The organism is Cupriavidus sp. CuC1 (assembly GCF_044627735.1).
GTDB classification, from domain to species: domain Bacteria; phylum Pseudomonadota; class Gammaproteobacteria; order Burkholderiales; family Burkholderiaceae; genus Cupriavidus; species Cupriavidus ulmosensis.
In genome coordinates, this window is record NZ_JBIUHC010000060.1 from 1 (window position 1) to 17,355 (window position 17,355).

The 17,355-nt window shown below is 64.1% G+C and carries 15 protein-coding genes; all 15 read right to left on the bottom strand.

Annotated features, from left to right (window positions below):
• A partial coding sequence (locus ACGLHR_RS24385; RefSeq protein ID WP_400096701.1) for a FimV family protein occupies window positions 1-1,378 on the bottom strand: 1,378 nt, incomplete at its 3' end.
• Between the two features lie 327 nt (window positions 1,379-1,705).
• A complete protein-coding gene (gene asd, locus ACGLHR_RS24390) occupies window positions 1,706-2,842 on the bottom strand; it encodes an aspartate-semialdehyde dehydrogenase (RefSeq protein WP_400096702.1) in 1,137 nt (378 codons plus the stop codon).
• A gap of 328 nt (window positions 2,843-3,170) precedes the next feature.
• Entirely contained in the window at window positions 3,171-4,238 is a 1,068-nt protein-coding gene (gene leuB, locus ACGLHR_RS24395) for a 3-isopropylmalate dehydrogenase (protein WP_267603816.1), read from the bottom strand.
• A gap of 40 nt (window positions 4,239-4,278) precedes the next feature.
• Window positions 4,279-4,929 (bottom strand): 3-isopropylmalate dehydratase small subunit, encoded by a 651-nt coding sequence (leuD, locus tag ACGLHR_RS24400; protein WP_267603817.1) that lies wholly within the window; start codon window positions 4,927-4,929, stop codon window positions 4,279-4,281.
• Window positions 4,930-4,939: 10 nt separating this feature from the next.
• Entirely contained in the window at window positions 4,940-5,071 is a 132-nt protein-coding gene (locus ACGLHR_RS24405) for an entericidin A/B family lipoprotein (protein ID WP_400096703.1), read from the bottom strand.
• A 16-nt stretch (window positions 5,072-5,087) separates the two neighbouring features.
• Window positions 5,088-6,497, bottom strand: coding sequence for a 3-isopropylmalate dehydratase large subunit (gene leuC, locus ACGLHR_RS24410; protein WP_400096704.1), 1,410 nt, complete (start codon window positions 6,495-6,497; stop codon window positions 5,088-5,090).
• A 529-nt stretch (window positions 6,498-7,026) separates the two neighbouring features.
• Entirely contained in the window at window positions 7,027-7,728 is a 702-nt protein-coding gene (locus ACGLHR_RS24415; protein ID WP_267603820.1) for an ABC transporter ATP-binding protein, read from the bottom strand.
• Window positions 7,728-8,507, bottom strand: coding sequence for a high-affinity branched-chain amino acid ABC transporter ATP-binding protein LivG (gene livG / locus ACGLHR_RS24420; protein ID WP_267603821.1), 780 nt, complete (start codon window positions 8,505-8,507; stop codon window positions 7,728-7,730). The genes ACGLHR_RS24415 and livG overlap by 1 nt, the downstream gene beginning before the upstream one ends.
• Window positions 8,504-9,778, bottom strand: coding sequence for a high-affinity branched-chain amino acid ABC transporter permease LivM (locus tag ACGLHR_RS24425; RefSeq protein WP_400096705.1), 1,275 nt, complete (start codon window positions 9,776-9,778; stop codon window positions 8,504-8,506). Before ACGLHR_RS24425 ends, livG begins: the two co-directional genes overlap by 4 nt.
• Before the next feature lie 7 nt (window positions 9,779-9,785).
• A complete protein-coding gene (gene livH, locus ACGLHR_RS24430; protein WP_267603822.1) occupies window positions 9,786-10,712 on the bottom strand; it encodes a high-affinity branched-chain amino acid ABC transporter permease LivH in 927 nt (308 codons plus the stop codon).
• A 195-nt stretch (window positions 10,713-10,907) separates the two neighbouring features.
• A complete protein-coding gene (locus ACGLHR_RS24435; RefSeq protein WP_400096706.1) occupies window positions 10,908-12,023 on the bottom strand; it encodes a branched-chain amino acid ABC transporter substrate-binding protein in 1,116 nt (371 codons plus the stop codon).
• A 1,109-nt stretch (window positions 12,024-13,132) separates the two neighbouring features.
• Window positions 13,133-14,434, bottom strand: coding sequence for a citrate synthase (gltA, locus tag ACGLHR_RS24440; RefSeq protein ID WP_006161619.1), 1,302 nt, complete (start codon window positions 14,432-14,434; stop codon window positions 13,133-13,135).
• Window positions 14,435-14,474: 40 nt separating this feature from the next.
• Window positions 14,475-14,762, bottom strand: a complete 288-nt coding sequence (locus tag ACGLHR_RS24445) for a succinate dehydrogenase assembly factor 2 (RefSeq protein WP_006161620.1) — start codon at window positions 14,760-14,762, stop codon at window positions 14,475-14,477.
• Between the two features lie 80 nt (window positions 14,763-14,842).
• Complete coding sequence (locus ACGLHR_RS24450; protein WP_267603827.1) at window positions 14,843-15,544, bottom strand: succinate dehydrogenase iron-sulfur subunit; 702 nt, start codon at window positions 15,542-15,544, stop codon at window positions 14,843-14,845.
• A gap of 31 nt (window positions 15,545-15,575) precedes the next feature.
• Entirely contained in the window at window positions 15,576-17,354 is a 1,779-nt protein-coding gene (gene sdhA / locus ACGLHR_RS24455) for a succinate dehydrogenase flavoprotein subunit (protein WP_267603828.1), read from the bottom strand.
• Between the last annotated feature and the right edge of the window lies 1 nt (window position 17,355).

Genomic DNA, 17,355 nt, shown 5'->3' on the forward strand with positions numbered 1-17,355 from the left:
CGCTGGCACCAGCGCTGGCCACTGCCGGGGCCGGCGCGGCTGCGTCGGCCTTGGCGGCCTCAGCCGGCACCACGGAGGGTGCAGCGGCGGGTGCGGCAGGTGCCGCGGCCGAATCCTTGCCCGTGCCCTTCTGCACCTGGTCCAGCTTGGCGATCTCGGCGTTCTTCAGCTCGACCAGCCGCTGCATGTCGCCCACGTTCTTCTCAAGCTGCGCGAGGCGTGCCTCGGCTTCCTTGAGCTGCCGTTCCTTGGCGATATTGGCTTCGGCTGCCGCTGCAGCGGCGGCCTGGCTGCCACGATCGGGCTTGCTGAGCTTGAGTTCGTCGCGCGGTCCGGCGGCCGGTGCGGCTTGTTCCTGCACGCGCGCGGTGACGTTGCCCGACTGTTCGCGGCCACTGCTGGCCTCGACCGAGCGCCCCGCGGCCGCCGTAGCCAGGCGGCTGCGGTAGGCATTGAAGCCCTGCGTGCGCGCCACCACTTCGCGGCGTGCCGCGCGGGGCGTGACCGATTGCGCTTCCTTCTGGCTAGGCACCTTGAGCACGGCGCCCGCCTTGAGGCGGTTCATGTTGCCGCCGACGAAGGCGTTCGGATTGTTGCGATAGAGCGCGACCAGCATCTGGTCCAGCGATACTGAATCCTGTCCCTGGGAGGCCTCGCCGGCAATGGCGGAGAGATTGTCGCCGCGCTGCACGGTGTAGGTGCCGCCAGCCGCGCCAGCGCCGTCGGCCAAGGCCTGCGTGGCGGCGCGGTGCGCACGGGGTGGCGGGGCCTTGGCCTGGGGCCGTGGCGCCGGGCTGGCTGCCACGGGAGCCGGGGCCTGTACCGACGGAGCGGGCACGGGCGCGGCGCTTGGCGCGGGTGGGCTGGTGGCGCCGGATTCGTCGGGGGTGCCCGCCTGCACGACCGTGGCAGGCGAGAAAGTCTGGTTGGAAGGCTTGGCGCCTGCCGGGTCCAGCAGGAAGGTGTACGCGCGCGACACCTTGCCGCTCGCCCACGTCATGTCGACAAGGATGTCGACAAAGGGCTCGCTGAGCGGCTGGGTTGACCGGACCCGTGCCACATAGCTCCCATTGGGGCGGCGCTCGACCTGCAGCCGCAGGCTGCTGACCGCCGGCAGATACGTCAGGCCGGCCTTGGCATATGCTTCGGGCGACGCCAGCTTGACGGCCAGGCCGTCCGCTTCTTCCGCACTGACGCCACTAATATCGATTTCCGCTTGCAGCGGCTGACCCAGATTCGACTGTACCCGTAATTGCCCGAACCCCGCGGCATAAGCGGCCGGCTGCGAGAGCAGCAAACCGAGTGCCGTGAAGGCCAGCGTTGACCAGCGCTGGCGGGCGGTAGGCGCATCTTTCCGGCGATGTTGGCTCACACTCACCTTGTGCTCCGTTGTGTTCTAGTAATGAAATTAACTTAACATCAATGGTTTAGCGCAGCAAGTTAGCGTCCCGACTGAGCCCCGCGCCAACTCGTACGGACGTGCGGATGACCGCCCCGCAGCCCGGCATATGCCGCCTGTATTGTGACGCAACGCCGGGAAAAATAGGCGGCCAGGCGTGACAACGCCGCGCACAGGCGCGGCGTTGTTATCAAAGCCAGGGGTTTCTGTTGCCTTGCTGCAACGAAACCACGGACGCCTTGCGCGGAGCCTTAAGACATGGACTAAGACATGACTCAAGAGCGCCTTGGCGTGCAAGTCCCTGGCTCAGGCTTCGATCAAGATGCGCAGCATACGGCGCAGAGGCTCGGCGGCACCCCACAGCAGCTGGTCGCCGACGGTGAAGGCCGACAGGTATTCCCCGCCCATCTGCATCTTGCGCAGGCGCCCCACCGGAATGGTCAGGGTACCGGTCACGGCGGCCGGCGTGAGGTCGGTCATGCTGGCCTCGCGCGTGTTCGGCACCACCTTGGCCCACTGGTTGTTCTCGGCCAGCATGCCTTCGATCTCATCGAGCGGCACGTCGCGGCGCAGCTTGATGGTCAGCGCCTGCGAATGGCAGCGCATGGCGCCAATGCGCACGCACAGGCCGTCCACGGCGATCGGCGAAGCACCGGTCGCGCCCAGGAAGCCTTCGCCGCGACCCAGGATCTTGTTGGTCTCGGCGCCGGCCTTCCATTCTTCTTTCGACACGCCGTTGCCCAGGTCCTTGTCGATCCAGGGAATCAGGTTGCCGGCGAGCGGCACGCCAAACTGCTTGGTTTCATCGCCCGACAGGCCGTGCTGGGTTGCCAGGATGGTGCGGTCGATTTCCAGGATGGCCGATGCCGGGTTATCCAGCAGCGACTTGACCGACGCGTTGAGCGTGCCGAACTGCGTCAGCAGCTCGCGCATGTGTTGCGCGCCGCCGCCCGAGGCGGCCTGGTAGGTCATGGACGTCATCCAGTCGATCAGGTCGTGCTGGAACAGGCCGCCCAGGCCCATCATCATGCAGCTGACCGTGCAGTTGCCGCCGATGAAATTCTTGACGCCCTTCGCCAGCGCGTCCTTGATCACGCCAAGGTTGACCGGATCCAGCACGATGATGGCATCGTCCTTCATCCGCAGCGACGAAGCCGCGTCGATCCAGTAGCCCTTCCAGCCAGCTGCGCGCAGCTGCGGGAAAATCTCGTTGGTGTAATCGCCGCCCTGGGCCGTGAGAACCACATCGCACTTCTTCAGCGCTTCGATGTCGTTCGCGTCCTGGAGCTTGGTTTCATTCTTGGCCATGGCCGGGGCCTGGCCGCCAGCGTTGGACGTGCTGAAGAATACGGGCTCGATATGGTCGAAATCGCGCTCTTCCTGCATGCGTTGCATCAGGACGCTGCCGACCATTCCTCGCCAGCCGACGAGACCTACAATCATGACTAACCTCGGATGTGATTTGAACTTCCCCGCGCTTTCCTCGCCCGACGTGACTGCGCGGGGAAGACGAGCAGGCACGACGAACGATCTAGCCGATCGTTTTGGTAGTAATGGCTTTAATCGTCGTTGCGGTAAGCGGGTGGCCGTGCGAACCCAGGCCAACCGGGCTGCGGGTAGCAACCGGGGCGGCGATGGCAGTCGAGGGGGACTGGAAGATTCGGACCATCCGCAAAGTCTACACGATTTTGTGGCGCTGCCACACGGGGGAAATCGGGGACAAATGAAAGAAAAGGCGCCGCATGCGGCGCCTTTTCAACTTTAATGCGGCTTACAGTGCCGCGAGCACGGCCTCACCCATTTCACGCGTGCCGACTTGCTTGCAGCCGGGCGTCAGGATGTCGCCGGTGCGGTAGCCCTGGGCCAGCACCTGCTTGACGGCATTCTCGATGCGGTCTGCCTGCTCGGCACGGTTCAGCGAGAAACGCAGCATCATCGCCGCCGACAGGATGGTGGCCAGCGGATTGGCCACGCCCTTGCCGGCGATGTCCGGTGCCGAGCCGTGCGACGGCTCGTACAGGCCCTTGTTGTTGGCGTCCAGCGAAGCCGACGGCAGCATGCCGATCGAGCCGGTCAGCATGGCGGCCTCGTCCGACAGGATGTCGCCGAACATGTTGCCGGTGACGATCACGTCAAAGCTCTTGGGCGCCTTGATCAGCTGCATGGCCGCGTTGTCCACGTACATGTGCGACAGCTCGACTTCCGGATATTCCTTGTGCACGTCGATCACGACGTCCTTCCAGAACTGGAAAGTCTCGAGCACGTTGGCCTTGTCCACGCTGCACAGCTTCTTGCCGCGCTTGGCCGCGGCCTGGAAGGCCACGTGGGCGATGCGGCGGATTTCCGGCTCGCTGTAGCGCATGGTATCGAAGCCTTCGCGCGCGCCCTTGAAGGGGCCGTCCGGTGCTTCGCGCATGCCGCGCGGCTGGCCGAAGTAGATGTCGCCGTTGAGCTCGCGCACGATCAGGATGTCCAGGCCGGCCACCAGCTCGGGCTTCAGGCTGGAAGCGCCGGTCAGCTCCGGGTAGCAGATCGCCGGACGGAAGTTGGCGAACAGCTGCAGGTGCTTGCGCAGGCCGAGGATGGCCTGCTCGGGACGCAGCGGGCGGTCCAGCTTGTCGTATTTCCAGTCGCCCACGGCGCCAAACAGGATGGCGTCGGCTTCCTGGGCCAGCTTGAGCGTGGCGTCGGGCAGCGGATGGCCGCTGGCCTCGTAGCCGGCGCCGCCGACCGGTGCGGTTTCCATCTCGAACTTTTCGTCGAGCGCGTTCAGGACCTTGACGGCCTCCGCGATGATCTCGGGACCGATGCCGTCACCCGGCAGGACTGCGATTTTCATGCTTTGTCTTCCTTGTTTTGTCTCAGCGCACCAGCCGGCTTCAGCCGACCACGCGATTGTTCAACCACGGCATCTTGGCCACGCGCTCTGCCTCATAAGCCTTGATCTTGTCGGCATGGCGCAGGGACAGGCCGATATCGTCGAAGCCGTTGAGCATGCAGTACTTGCGGAACGGCGCGATGTCGAACGGGTAGCTATCGCCACCCGGCGTGATCACCAGCTGCTTGTCGAGATCGATGGTCAGCTTGTAGCCGCTGAACGCATTGGTCTCGTTGAAGATATGGTCGACCTGCAACTCGGTCAGCACCACCGGCAGCAGGCCGTTCTTGTAGCAGTTGTTGAAGAAGATGTCGGCAAAGCTCGGCGCAATCACGGCGCGAAAGCCGTACTGCGTCAGCGCCCAGGGTGCGTGCTCGCGCGAGCTGCCGCAGCCGAAGTTGCGGCGGGCCAGCAGGATCGAGCCGCCCTGGTAGCGCGGCTGGTTGAGCACGAAATCCGGATTCAGCGGACGGCGGCTGTTGTCTTGCCCGGGCTGGCCCACATCCTTGTAGCGCCATTCGTCGAACAGGTTCGGGCCGAACCCGGTGCGCTTGATCGACTTGAGGAATTGCTTCGGGATGATGGCGTCGGTGTCGACGTTCTCGCGGTCCAGGGGCACCGTGAGCCCGCTGTGTACAGTGAACTTATCCATGGTCGGTTCCTTACTTCTTTGCCGCGCTTTCGAGGGAGCGGCCTGCGGCCTGTGTGTCCTTGCCAAGGCCGGCCATCGTATGGCAGCCGGCCAGTTGCAGCATGCACACGCATGCGAGCAACACGATCAGGGCTTGTTTCATGATGAGCCTGCGCGAATCAGCTGAGCTGGCGGATATCGACGAAGTGGCCTTCGATGGCTGCCGCGGCAGCCATCGCCGGGCTCACCAGGTGAGTCCGGCCACCCGCGCCCTGGCGCCCCTCGAAATTGCGGTTCGAGGTGGAGGCGCAGCGCTCGCCCGCTTCCAGGCGGTCGGCATTCATGGCCAGGCACATCGAGCAGCCCGGCTCGCGCCATTCGAAGCCGGCGGCCTTGAAGACCTTGTCCAGCCCTTCGCGCTCGGCTTGTTCCTTGACCAGGCCCGAGCCCGGCACCACCATCGCCAGCTTCACGTTGGACGCCACGCGACGGCCCAGCTTCTGCACGACCCACGCAGCGGCGCGCATGTCTTCGATACGGGAGTTGGTGCAGGAGCCAATGAAGACCTTGTCGATCTTGATGCTGTCCACCGGCACATTGGGCTGCAGGCCCATGTACTCCAGCGCGCGCTCCATGGCGTTGCGCTTGTTCGGGTCTTTTTCCTTCTCGGGATCCGGCACGCGGTCCTCGATGCTGACGACCATCTCGGGCGAGGTGCCCCAGGTCACCTGCGGACGGACCTCTTCCGCGCGCAGCTCGACCACCTGGTCGAAGTGCGCACCGGCGTCCGAATGCAGCGTGCGCCAGTAGCCTACGGCCTGCTCCCACTCCGCGCCCTGCGGCGAGAACGGGCGGCCCTTGACGTATTCGAGCGTGACATCGTCCACCGCCACCAGGCCAGCGCGCGCCCCGGCCTCGATGGCCATGTTGCACACCGTCATGCGCCCTTCCATGCTCAGGTCGCGAATGGCCGAGCCGGCGAACTCGATGGTGTAGCCGGTGCCGCCCGCGGTGCCGATCTTGCCGATCACCGCCAGCACGATGTCCTTGGCGGTACAGCCGCGCGGCAGCTTGCCTTCCACGCGCACCAGCATGTTCTTGGCCTTCTTGCCCAGCAGTGTCTGCGTGGCCAGCACGTGCTCCACCTCGGAGGTGCCGATGCCATGCGCCAGCGCGCCGAACGCACCGTGCGTGCTGGTATGCGAATCGCCGCACACCACCGTCATGCCCGGCAGCGTGGCGCCCTGCTCCGGCCCGATCACGTGCACGATGCCCTGGCGCAGGTCGTTCATCTTGAACTGGGTGATGCCGTACGCGTCGCAGTTGTTGTCCAGCGTATCCACCTGCAGCTTCGACACCGGATCCGAAATGCCCTGGCTACGATCGGTGGTCGGCACGTTGTGGTCCGACACCGCCAGGTTGGCGCTGATGCGCCAGACCGGGCGCTGCGCCAGCTTCAGGCCTTCGAACGCCTGCGGGCTGGTGACTTCGTGCAGCAGATGGCGATCGATGTACAGCATCGTGGTGCCGTCATCCTCGACGTGCACGGTGTGGTCATCCCAAAGTTTGTCGTAAAGCGTCTTGGCCATGATGCAGGGGGGGCGGGCCGGGACCGTTTGGTACAGCACGGTTGGCGGCGTCGCGCGGTAGTTTGGGGGATTTTTCGCAGGAATGCGGGCAATGAAATGCGGCTTGCTGCGATGCTTGACTTCGCAATCGATTATGCCACAGCGATATTGGGAGACTGGGCCCTGGCCGGCCTGGGAGGCGGCGGCCATGTAATGTGATTGGCGAAAGGGGGATTTCGCCGATGGCGAAAAGGCAGGCTTGGGGGGGCTGGCAGAGCCTCAAATTCCAGACGGTTGGCCCATTCGGCGGCTTCGTTCAGTGCATCAGGTTTGCTCCCCTCTCCCACTTGTGGGAGAGGGGTTGGGGGAGAGGGCGGGCGCTCGATATGCCGTCGGAATCGCAACCATTGGCTTCGCTTCAAGTGGCTCCTAACTAAGCCACCCCTCTCCCCGGCCCTCTCCCCCTGAGGGGAGAGGGAGAGACAGCCTTCGTCATAGCGCGCGGCTTTGGCCCCTTCGGCGGCGCCGGCGAGCGCTTCGGGGGCGGGGTTCAGCCGCCCAGGTAAGCGCTCTTGATGCGGTCGTTGGCCAGCAGGTTGGCCCCCGTGTCCGCCAGCACCACGCGGCCGGTCTCCAGCACATAGCCGCGATCCGCCACGCCCAGCGCCTTGTTGGCGTTCTGCTCGACCAGGAACACAGTGACGCCTTCGTCACGAATGGTCCGGATGATGTCGAAGATCTGCGCGATCACCAGCGGCGCCAACCCTAGCGTGGGCTCGTCCAGCAGCAGCAGCCGGGGCCGGCTCATCAGCGCGCGGCCGATGGCCAGCATCTGCTGCTCGCCGCCGGACATGGTGCCGGCACGCTGGGTGGAGCGCTGCTTGAGCCGTGGGAAGAGCTTGTAGACGTGCTCGACGCCCGCCTCGATCTCGTCGCGCTTGCCGAAGAAGGCACCCATTTTCAGGTTCTCCAGCACGGTCAGGCTGGGAAACACGCGCCGCCCTTCCGGCGAGATTGCCATGCCGAGCCGCATGATCTCGTGCGTGGGGCGCCGCGTGATGTCCTGTCCTTCGAACATCACGCGCCCGCTGGACGCGCGCGGCGAGCCGCACACGGTCATCATCAGCGTGGTCTTGCCGGCGCCGTTGCTGCCGATCAGCGTGACGATCTCGCCCTTGTTCACCTCAATCGATACGCCAGACAGCGCTTCGATCGCGCCGTAATGGGTATGGACTTGTTCCAGCTTCAGCATCAGTCCTCTCCCAGGTAAGCCTTGATCACGCGCGGGTCGTTGCGCACTTCGGCCGGTTTGCCGACCACGATCGGGCGCCCGTGCTCCATCACCAGGATGCGGTCGGACACGCCCATCACCAGGCTCATGTCGTGCTCGATCAGCAGCACCGAGATCTTGTACTCGCGCCGCAGTTGGTCGATCAGCTGCGACAGCTCGACCTTTTCCTGCGGGTTGAGCCCGGCAGCCGGCTCATCCAGCATCAACAGGCGCGGGTTGGTGATCATGCAGCGCGCGATCTCCAGCCGGCGCTGGTGGCCGTACGACAGCGTGCCCGCCTCGCGGTTGGCAACGCCGCGCAGGCCCATGCGTTCGAGCCACAGCGCCGCGCGTTCCAGCGCCTCGCGCTCGGCGCGGCGGTAAGCCGGCGTGGCAAACAGCCCGCGCAACAGACCGGAGCGCACCTGCAGGTGTTGCGCCACCAGCAGGTTCTCAACCACCGTCAGTTGCTTGAACAGGCGGATGTTCTGGAACGTGCGCACCAGGCCGCGGCGCGCCACCTGGTGGCTCGGCAGGCGGGCGATCGAGTGGCCGTCCAGCATGACCTCGCCGGCGGTCGGCTTGTAGAAACCGCCCACGCAGTTGAACACCGTGGTCTTGCCCGCGCCGTTGGGCCCGATGATGGCGAAGACTTCATCGCGGCGCACATCGAAATCGATGCCGTCGACCGCCAGCAGGCCGCCGAAGCGCATCTGCAGGCCGGAGACTTTCAGCAGTTCCGCTGATTGAACTTGGCTCATTGCGGCAACTCCACATGGGGGCGGCTCGCGGGCAGCAGGCCCTGCGGACGCCACATCATCATCAGCACCATCACCAGGCCGAAAATCAGCATGCGGTACTCGGCAAAGCCGCGCGCCACTTCCGGCAGCGCGGTCAGCAGGATGGCGGCCAGGATCACGCCCAGCTGCGAGCCCATGCCGCCCAGCACCACCACCGCCAAGATCAGCGCGGACTCGATAAAGGTGAACGATTCGGGATTGACCAGGCCCTGACGCGCGGCGAAGAACGCGCCGCCCAGGCCGGCAAACGCCGCGCCCAGCGTGAATGCCGACAGCTTGATGCGGGTCGGGTTCAGGCCCAGCGAACGGCAGGCGATTTCATCTTCGCGCAGGGCTTCCCACGCGCGTCCCATCGGCATGCGGATCAGCCGGCTGGTGACGAACAGCGTGAAGCCCACCAGCAGCAGCGCCAGCAGGTAGAGGAAGATCACCATGTGCTCGCCGCTGTAGTCCCAGCCCAGCAACTCGTGGAAGGTCTTGACCCCCTCCACGCTGGCGCTGCGCGCCATCTCGATGCCGAACACGGTGGGCTTCGGGATGCCCGAGACGCCATCCGGGCCACCGGTGAGGCTGGTCAGGTTGTTGAGCAGCAGGCGGATGATCTCGCCGAAGCCCAGCGTGACAATGGCCAGGTAGTCGCCGCGCAGCCGCAGCACCGGAAAGCCCAGCACGAAGCCGAACGCCGCCGACATGCACGCGGCGATCGGCAGGCACTCCCAGAAGGTCAGCCCGAAGTACTGGTTGAGCAGCGCGTAGGTGTAGCCGCCGACCGCGTAGAAGCCGACATAGCCAAGGTCCAGCAGGCCGGCATAGCCCACCACGATATTCAGGCCCAGCCCGAGGATCACATAGATCAGCGCCAGCGTGGCCACGTCCACCGCGCCGCGCGAGCCGAACAACGGAAACACCAGGCCAACCGCCAGCAGCAGCCAGATCACCTTGCGCTGCTGGGTCGCGCCCAGCGCGGGCAGGCTCGGCACCTTGACGCCGGCCGTGGCGCGCTGGAACAGCGGCTTGAAGAGCTGAAACAGGAAGACCGCGCCCACCGCCAGCCAGACCGGCTTCCAGTGCGGCTCGAGCACGACCTTGTAGCCATCCAGCTTCAACTGCAGGCCGAGCACGGGAATGGTCAGGATGGCCGTCATCACGGCCGCGACGATGGCGTTCTTCAGGGTCTGCCCTGCCGGAGCGCCCTGCGCCACGATAATCGGCGTAGTAATAGCTTGTGTCATAGCGTCCTCACACCTTTTCAACGTCAGGCTTGCCCAGCAGCCCGGTCGGGCGGAACAGCAGGATCAGCACCAGCAGGCCGAAGGCCACCACATCCTTGTACTCGGCCGGCATATAGCCGGAAGCAAAAGTCTCGGCAAGGCCCAGCAGCACGCCGCCGAGCATGGCGCCCGGGATGCTGCCGATGCCGCCCAGCACGGCCGCGGTAAAGGCCTTGATGCCCGCCACGAAACCGATGTACGGATTGAGCTTGCCGATGGTCAGGCCGATCAGCACGCCGCCCACCGCCGCCAGCATCGCACCCAGCACAAAAGTGAAGGAGATCACGCGGTTGGTGTCGATGCCGAGCAGGTTGGCCATGCGCATGTCTTCGGCGCAGGCGCGGCAGGCGCGGCCCATGCGCGAGTGGCCGATAAACATGGTCAGCGCGATCATCAGCACCAGCGTCACGCCGACGATCAGCAGGCGCGAATACGGTATGGTCACGGTGAAGTCGCCGCCCATCTGGAACTCGATGGCGCCGGAGATCAGCACCGGCACGGACATGTCGCGCGCGCCCTGCCCGATCTGCACATAGTTCTGCAGGAAGATCGACATGCCGATGGCGGAGATCAGCGGCACCAGCCGAGGCCCGCCGCGCAAGGGCCGGTAGGCCACGCGCTCGACAGCGAAACCATACAAACCGGTGACCAGGACGGACACCAGCAAGGCGGCGCCCAGCACCAGCGGCAGCGGATAGCCCGCGCTTGCGCCGATGGCGGTGAGCGTCACCAGGCCCACATAGGCGCCGATCATGTAGATCTCGCCGTGGGCAAAATTGATCATGCCGATGATGCCGTAGACCATGGTGTAGCCAATGGCGATCAGCGCATAGATCGCACCCAGCGTCAGGCCATTGACCAGTTGCTGGGTGAACTGTGGAAGGAACTCGTTCATGCGGGAAGCCCCATAACTTTGAAGCTGGAGAACCCGGCGTTGCAGGAGGTGCGCAAGCGCCGGGCCGGCTCCGTAATGCCGGATATGCCCAGGCCCCGAACGCGGCGGATAAGCCGCGCCGGCCGGACAACCGGACCCCGATACCAAAACGCCCCGCTCAAGCCATGAGCGGGGCGCGCAAAGCCAATGTGCGGCTTAGTTGGCAGCGGTCTTGGTGGCGTCCTTGTGCCAGGTGAACACGACGAACCTGAACGACTTCAGGTCGCCCTGCGCGTCGTACTCAACCTTGCCGATCGGGGTCTGGAAGGCGTTCTTGTGCATATAGGCGGCAACCTTGGCCGGATCCGTGCTCTTGGCGCCGGCAATGGCGTCGCCGATGATCTGGACCGCGGCGTAGGCCGGCATCTGGAACGGGCCGTTGGCATCGCGCTTCTTGTCGGTGAAGGCCTTGACCAGTGCCGCGTTGGACGGATCGGCGGAGAAGTCGGCCGGCAGCGTGACCAGCATGCCTTCGGAGGATGCGCCGGCGATGGCCGTCACGTCCTTGTTGCCCACGCCTTCAGGACCCATGAAGGTCGCCTTGACGCCCTGCTCGCGCGCCTGGCGCAGCAGCAGGCCCATTTCCGGGTGGTAGCCGCCGAAGTAGACGAAGTCCACGCCCTGCGACTTGAGCTTGGTGATCACGGCGGAGTAGTCCGAATCGCCGGCGTTCACGCCCTCGAACACGGCCACCGGGATCTTGGCGCCTTCCAGGTCCTTCTTCACCGAGGAGGCAATGCCCTGGCCGTACGACTGCTTGTCGTGCAGGATCGCGACCTTCTTGGGCTTGACCTTGGTGATGATGTACTGGGCTGCGGCCGGGCCTCGCTGGTCGTCGCGGCCGATGGTGCGGAAGATGAACTTGCGCTTCTTGTTCTCGGTCAGCTGTGGCGCGGTGGCCGACGGGGTCACCATGACAACGCCTTCGTTCTCGTAGATGTCGGAGGCGGGAATGGTCGAGCCCGAGCACACATGGCCGATCACGTAATGGATCTTCTGGCTGACGATCTTGTTGGCTACCGCCACGGCCTGCTTGGGTTCGCAGGCGTCATCCATCAACACCACTTCGAACTTGTTGCCACCCGCGCCGCCGGCGGCATTGATCTGCTCGATGGCAGTCAGCGCGCCAGCCTTGACCATGTCGCCGTACTGGGCGACCGAGCCGCTCATGGGGCCGGCAATGGCAATCTTGACGGTTTCAGCGTGGGCAGCAGCGCCGAAAGCGCACAGGGCCGTGGCCAGGGAGATGGACGTAAGACGGGACAGCGTCATTCAGGAGCTCCTCGATTATGGTTGGGTCATGGGCTGAGACGGCATGACCTGCGCAATCGAACAACACCCGCGGGCTACAACCTGGGAAAGACGCCCGAGACGCGGAAGACGGGCCTGCAAGAAAAGAAGCATGTGCGGGGCCCGGCATGTGTCAGCCCTCCTATGCAACCCATGCACCGGAAGGCCTTGGTTCGGAAAGACAACGTTGATGCGTTCTCTATTGCGCAGGTGATTCGCCTGCCCCGCTCGCCTCAACGCAGTCCGGAAGGGTGGCCCGGCTGCTGTCGGCAAAGCAGCCCGCATTATAGGGTCAATTTCCGCGCGGGATGGCATATTTGCACAACAAATGAGGATCTTATTGGTAGTAACACAGCACAAATCATCGGAAATTGGCGTTATCGCCACCTTTCGCGCAATAAATCTTTTGCGTCGCACAAGTCCGGCTGCCCTTGGATGGCAAACGCTCTCGCGACGGCTGGGCACGTGGTAATGCTGCGGCGCCAACACGGGCCCAGGCGTGAATAGACACGCTTGGGCGCTACATCAGGAGATAGTCCGCAACCCAGTTGCCCGCGCAAGTTGCTGCACCCGCCATCAAGCCAGTGCGCACCGCGGATAGCCGGAAGGTGCCACGCAGCGGGCGTCCTCTGCAGATTGCAGTCAAGATGGGGATCAGCGTGAACACCACTGTCGTGCCGGCTATCTGCGCAAGGTACACGTGCCAAAGGTCCATGCTTGGCAATTCGACTTCCCCTCATCGCAACCATCATTTCGCTCGTGCGGCATTGAAGATGCCGCACACCTGATGTTTCGCACCTACAGACAGAACAGAATCGTTCTACGACATTGGCGTGCACGCCTGCAGGACATCCAACTGAACATAAGCCCAGGCAGAGCAAAAATCGATAAGAAAAATCTGCATGCCCTGGCCGCATTTTCTCTTTTCACTTGGAAAGACGTCAGAATCCTGGCCGGCGCAGCAATGGACGCACACGGCGCCGCGCCGCGATGTCCGGGTCAGACGCACAAAAGCAAAACGCCCCGGCCAAGGCCGGGGCGTTTCATGATGCATGTGGCGCCATTACTGCCAGCGCCACCTTACCGGGGCATCAACGCGTGCCCATATCCGGCACGTTGCGGCTTGCCGCGCCGTTGAACAGCTGGCGCGGACGGCCGATCTTGTATTCCGGATCGGTGATCATTTCTTCCCACTGCGAGATCCAGCCCGGGGTACGGGCCAGTGCGAAGATGCAGGTGAACAGCGACGTCGGGATGCCGAGTGCGCGCTGCACGATGCCCGAGTAGAAGTCGACATTCGGGTACAGCTTGCGGCTGACGAAGTACTCGTCTTCCAGCGCGATCTTTTCCAGTTCCATGGCGAGCTTGAACAGCGGGTCGTTGTGCAGGCCCAGTTCGTTCAGCACTTCATAGCAGGTTTCGCGCATCAGCTTGGCGCGCGGGTCGTAGTTCTTGTACACGCGGTGGCCAAAGCCCATCAGGCGCACGCCCGAGTTCTTGTCCTTGACCTGCTTGATGAACTCGGTGATGTTGTCGACGCTGCCGATTTCCTCAAGCATCTTGAGGGCGGCTTCATTGGCGCCACCGTGGGCCGGGCCCCACAGGCAAGCCACGCCGGCGGCGATGGCGGCGAACGGGTTGGTACCCGAGGAGCCGGCCAGGCGCACCGTGGAGGTGGATGCGTTCTGCTCGTGGTCTGCGTGCAGGATGAAGATGCGGTCGAGCGCGCGCTCGAGCACCGGGTTCACCTTGTACGGGGCGCACGGCGTGGAGAACATCATCTGCATGAAGTTGCCCGAGTAGGACAGGTCGTTCTGCGGATAGATGTACGGCTGGCCGATGTTGTACTTGTAGGCCATGGCGACCAGGGTCGGCATCTTGGCGATCAGGCGGATCGCGGAGATTTCGCGCTGGTGCGGATCATCGATGTCCATGGCGTCGTGGTAGAACGCGCTCATGGCGCCGACCAGGCCCGTCAGGACGGCCATCGGGTGGGCATCGCGGCGGAAGCCGCGCAGGAAGAACTGCATCTGCTCGTGAACCATGGTGTGGTTCATCACCGCACCGACGAATTCTTCCTTCTGCTTGGCATTGGGCAGTTCGCCCTTGAGCAGCAGGTAACAGGTTTCCAGGTGGTCGCACTTGGTGGCCAGCTGCTCGATCGGGTAGCCGCGGTACAGCAGCTCGCCCTTGTCCCCGTCGATGTAGGTGATCTTCGAATTGCACGAAGCCGTCGACATGAAACCGGGGTCATAGGTGAACTTGCCGGTTTGTCCGTACAGCTTGCGAATATCGATTACGTCGGGGCCAACGGTACCCGTATAAATCGGCAGCTCGACGCTGGGGGAACCATCGGAAAACGATAGCGTGGCTTTCACATCGGACGGCGTCATGTCGGTTCCTTCTAATGCTGACTAATAATGTTGACGAAACTCAGACCGAACGCAGCAGGGCAATCACGTGCTGCATCGGGGGCGTGTCGAGCTCACCGTCCAGTTCCTTGCGTGCAAGAAGCAGGTCCATCAACTCGTTGTCGCTCAGCTCGAAGAGTTCGGAGAGCGAGGCCACGTCCTGGTCGGAGAGGCTTTCTTCGTAACGGTTGAAAAAACGTTCGACGATGATGTCGTTCTCCAGGAGGCCGCGCCGCGCGCGCCAGCGCAGTCGTGCTCGCCGGTGCGGATCGGCCTGGTGGGAGAAACTGGGGGAAACACTTTCGGTCATAGGTACCTACTTCCGGCGCGCCGGTCGGGTATGCAGTTTGATAGCCCGGACTGACGCGCCGCTTACAACAACCGCGCGGATCAGACCGAGCGGCGAACCATCAGCTCTTTGATCTTGCCGATGGCCTTGGTCGGGTTCAACCCCTTCGGGCAAACGTCGACGCAGTTCATGATGCTGTGGCAACGGAACAGGCGGTACGGGTCGTTCAGGTCGTCCAGGCGCTCGCTGGTCGCCTGGTCGCGGCTGTCCGCGATGAAGCGATAAGCTTGCAGCAAGCCGGCCGGGCCGACGAACTTGTCCGGGTTCCACCAGAACGACGGGCACGACGTCGAGCAGCTTGCGCACAGGATGCACTCATACAGGCCGTCCAGCTCGTCGCGTTCCTCGGGCGACTGCAGGCGCTCTTTCTCGGGCGGCGGCTCGTCGTTGATGAGGTACGGCTTGATCGAGTTGTACTGCTTGAAGAACTGCGTCATGTCGACGATCAGGTCGCGCACCACCGGCAGGCCGGGCAGCGGACGCAAGACGATGCGGTCCGGCAGCTCGAGCATGTTGGTCAGGCAGGCCAGACCATTCTTGCCGTTGATGTTCATCGCGTCCGAGCCGCACACGCCTTCGCGGCACGAACGGCGGAACGAGATGGTTTCGTCCAGCTTCTTCAGCTTGACCAGCGCGTCCAGCAACATGCGCTCATGACCGTCGAGCTCGACCTCGTACGTCTGCATGCGGGGCGCAGCATCCTTGTCCGGATCATAGCGGTAGACTTCGAAAATACGCTTCATTTCTGTGGGTCCTGTGGGTCCTACGCGGTGCTTAGAAGGTCCGGGCCTTGGGAGGAACGCTTTCCACCGTCAGCGGGTTCATCTTCACCGGCTTGTAGTCGAGGCGGTTGCCTTCGCTGTAGAACAGCGTGTGCTTGAGCCAGCTCTCGTCGTCGCGATTCGGGAAGTCGCTGTGCGCGTGCGCACCGCGGGATTCCTTGCGGGCAGCGGCCGAAATCATCGTCGCCTTGGCCACTTCCACCAGGTTGGCCACTTCCAGGGCTTCCACCAGTGCGGTGTTGAAGACCTTGGACTTGTCCTTCAGGTGGATGTTGTCGGCACGCTCGGCCACTTCCAGGATGCGCTCGACGCCTTCGTCCATCAGCTTCTGCGTACGGAACACGCCTGCATGCGACTGCATGTTCTTGCGGATGTCGTTGGCCACGTCCTGGGTGTACTCGCCCGAGGTCGACGATTGCAGCCTGGACAAGCGGGACATGGCGCGGTCAGCGGCATCGGCCGGCAGCGGCTTGTGCTCTTTCTGCTTGATCGCGGTCGCCACGATGTGGTTGCCGGCCGCGCGGCCGAACACCACCAGGTCCAGCAGCGAGTTGGTGCCCAGGCGGTTGGCGCCGTGCACCGACACGCAGGAGCATTCGCCGATCGCGTAGAAACCGTTGATGACCTCGTTGGGGTTGCCGTTCTTCGGCGCCACCACCTGGCCATGGATATTCGTCGGGATACCGCCCATCTGGTAATGGATGGTCGGCACCACCGGGATCGGTTCCTTGATCGCGTCGACGTTGGCGAACTTGACGCCGATCTCGCGGATCGACGGCAGGCGCTTCATGATGGTGTCGGCACCGACGTGCGTCAGGTCCAGCAGCACGTAGTCGCCGTTCGGGCCACAACCGCGGCCTTCCTTGATTTCCTGGTCCATCGAGCGCGAGACGAAGTCGCGCGGCGCCAGGTCCTTCAGCGTCGGCGCATAGCGCTCCATGAAGCGTTCGCCGTCCTTGTTGCGCAGGATACCGCCTTCGCCGCGCACGCCTTCGGTGATCAGCACGCCCGCGCCGGCCACGCCGGTCGGGTGGAACTGCCAGAACTCCATGTCTTCGAGCGGCACGCCTGCGCGCGCTGCCATGCCCAGGCCGTCACCGGTGTTGATGAAGGCATTGGTCGAAGCGGCGTAGATACGGCCTGCACCACCGGTGGCGAACAGCGTGGTCTTGGCCTCGAGGATGTAGACCTCGCCGGTTTCCATTTCCAGCGCGGTCACGCCCAGCACGTCGCCGTCGGCGTCGCGGATCAGGTCCAGCGCCATCCATTCGACGAAGAAGTGCGTCTTGGCACGCACATTACGCTGGTACAGCGTGTGCAGCAGCGCATGGCCAGTACGGTCGGCAGCCGCGCAAGCGCGCTGGACCGGCTTCTCGCCGTAGTTCGACGTATGGCCGCCGAACGGACGCTGGTAGATGGTGCCGTCGGCGTTACGGTCGAACGGCATGCCGAAGTGTTCGAGCTCGTAGACGACCTTGGGCGCTTCACGGCACATGAATTCGATTGCGTCCTGGTCGCCCAGCCAATCGGAACCCTTGATGGTGTCGTAGAAGTGATAGTGCCAGTTGTCCTCGCTCATGTTGCCGAGCGAAGCGCCGATGCCACCCTGCGCCGCCACGGTGTGCGAGCGCGTCGGGAAAACCTTGGAGAGCACGGCGACATTCAGGCCGGCTTCCGCGAGCTGGAGGGATGCGCGCATCCCAGCGCCGCCCGCCCCGACGATGACCACGTCAAAGCGACGACGCGGCAATCCTGTCTTGACTGCGACCATT

Excerpts from the sequence above, each read along its gene's own strand:
- asd (WP_400096702.1), bottom strand. The coding sequence starts at position 2,842 with ATGATTGTAGGTCTCGTCGGCTGGCGAGGAATGGTCGGCAGCGTCCTG.
- leuB (WP_267603816.1), bottom strand. The coding sequence starts at position 4,238 with ATGAAAATCGCAGTCCTGCCGGGTGACGGCATCGGTCCCGAGATCATC.
- leuD (WP_267603817.1), bottom strand. The coding sequence starts at position 4,929 with ATGGATAAGTTCACTGTACACAGCGGGCTCACGGTGCCCCTGGACCGC.
- ACGLHR_RS24405 (WP_400096703.1), bottom strand. The coding sequence starts at position 5,071 with ATGAAACAAGCCCTGATCGTGTTGCTCGCATGCGTGTGCATGCTGCAA.
- leuC (WP_400096704.1), bottom strand. The coding sequence starts at position 6,497 with ATGGCCAAGACGCTTTACGACAAACTTTGGGATGACCACACCGTGCAC.
- ACGLHR_RS24415 (WP_267603820.1), bottom strand. The coding sequence starts at position 7,728 with ATGCTGAAGCTGGAACAAGTCCATACCCATTACGGCGCGATCGAAGCG.
- livG (WP_267603821.1), bottom strand. The coding sequence starts at position 8,507 with ATGAGCCAAGTTCAATCAGCGGAACTGCTGAAAGTCTCCGGCCTGCAG.
- ACGLHR_RS24425 (WP_400096705.1), bottom strand. The coding sequence starts at position 9,778 with ATGACACAAGCTATTACTACGCCGATTATCGTGGCGCAGGGCGCTCCG.
- livH (WP_267603822.1), bottom strand. The coding sequence starts at position 10,712 with ATGAACGAGTTCCTTCCACAGTTCACCCAGCAACTGGTCAATGGCCTG.
- ACGLHR_RS24435 (WP_400096706.1), bottom strand. The coding sequence starts at position 12,023 with ATGACGCTGTCCCGTCTTACGTCCATCTCCCTGGCCACGGCCCTGTGC.
- gltA (WP_006161619.1), bottom strand. The coding sequence starts at position 14,434 with ATGACGCCGTCCGATGTGAAAGCCACGCTATCGTTTTCCGATGGTTCC.
- ACGLHR_RS24445 (WP_006161620.1), bottom strand. The coding sequence starts at position 14,762 with ATGACCGAAAGTGTTTCCCCCAGTTTCTCCCACCAGGCCGATCCGCAC.
- ACGLHR_RS24450 (WP_267603827.1), bottom strand. The coding sequence starts at position 15,544 with ATGAAGCGTATTTTCGAAGTCTACCGCTATGATCCGGACAAGGATGCT.
- sdhA (WP_267603828.1), bottom strand. The coding sequence starts at position 17,354 with ATGGTCGCAGTCAAGACAGGATTGCCGCGTCGTCGCTTTGACGTGGTC.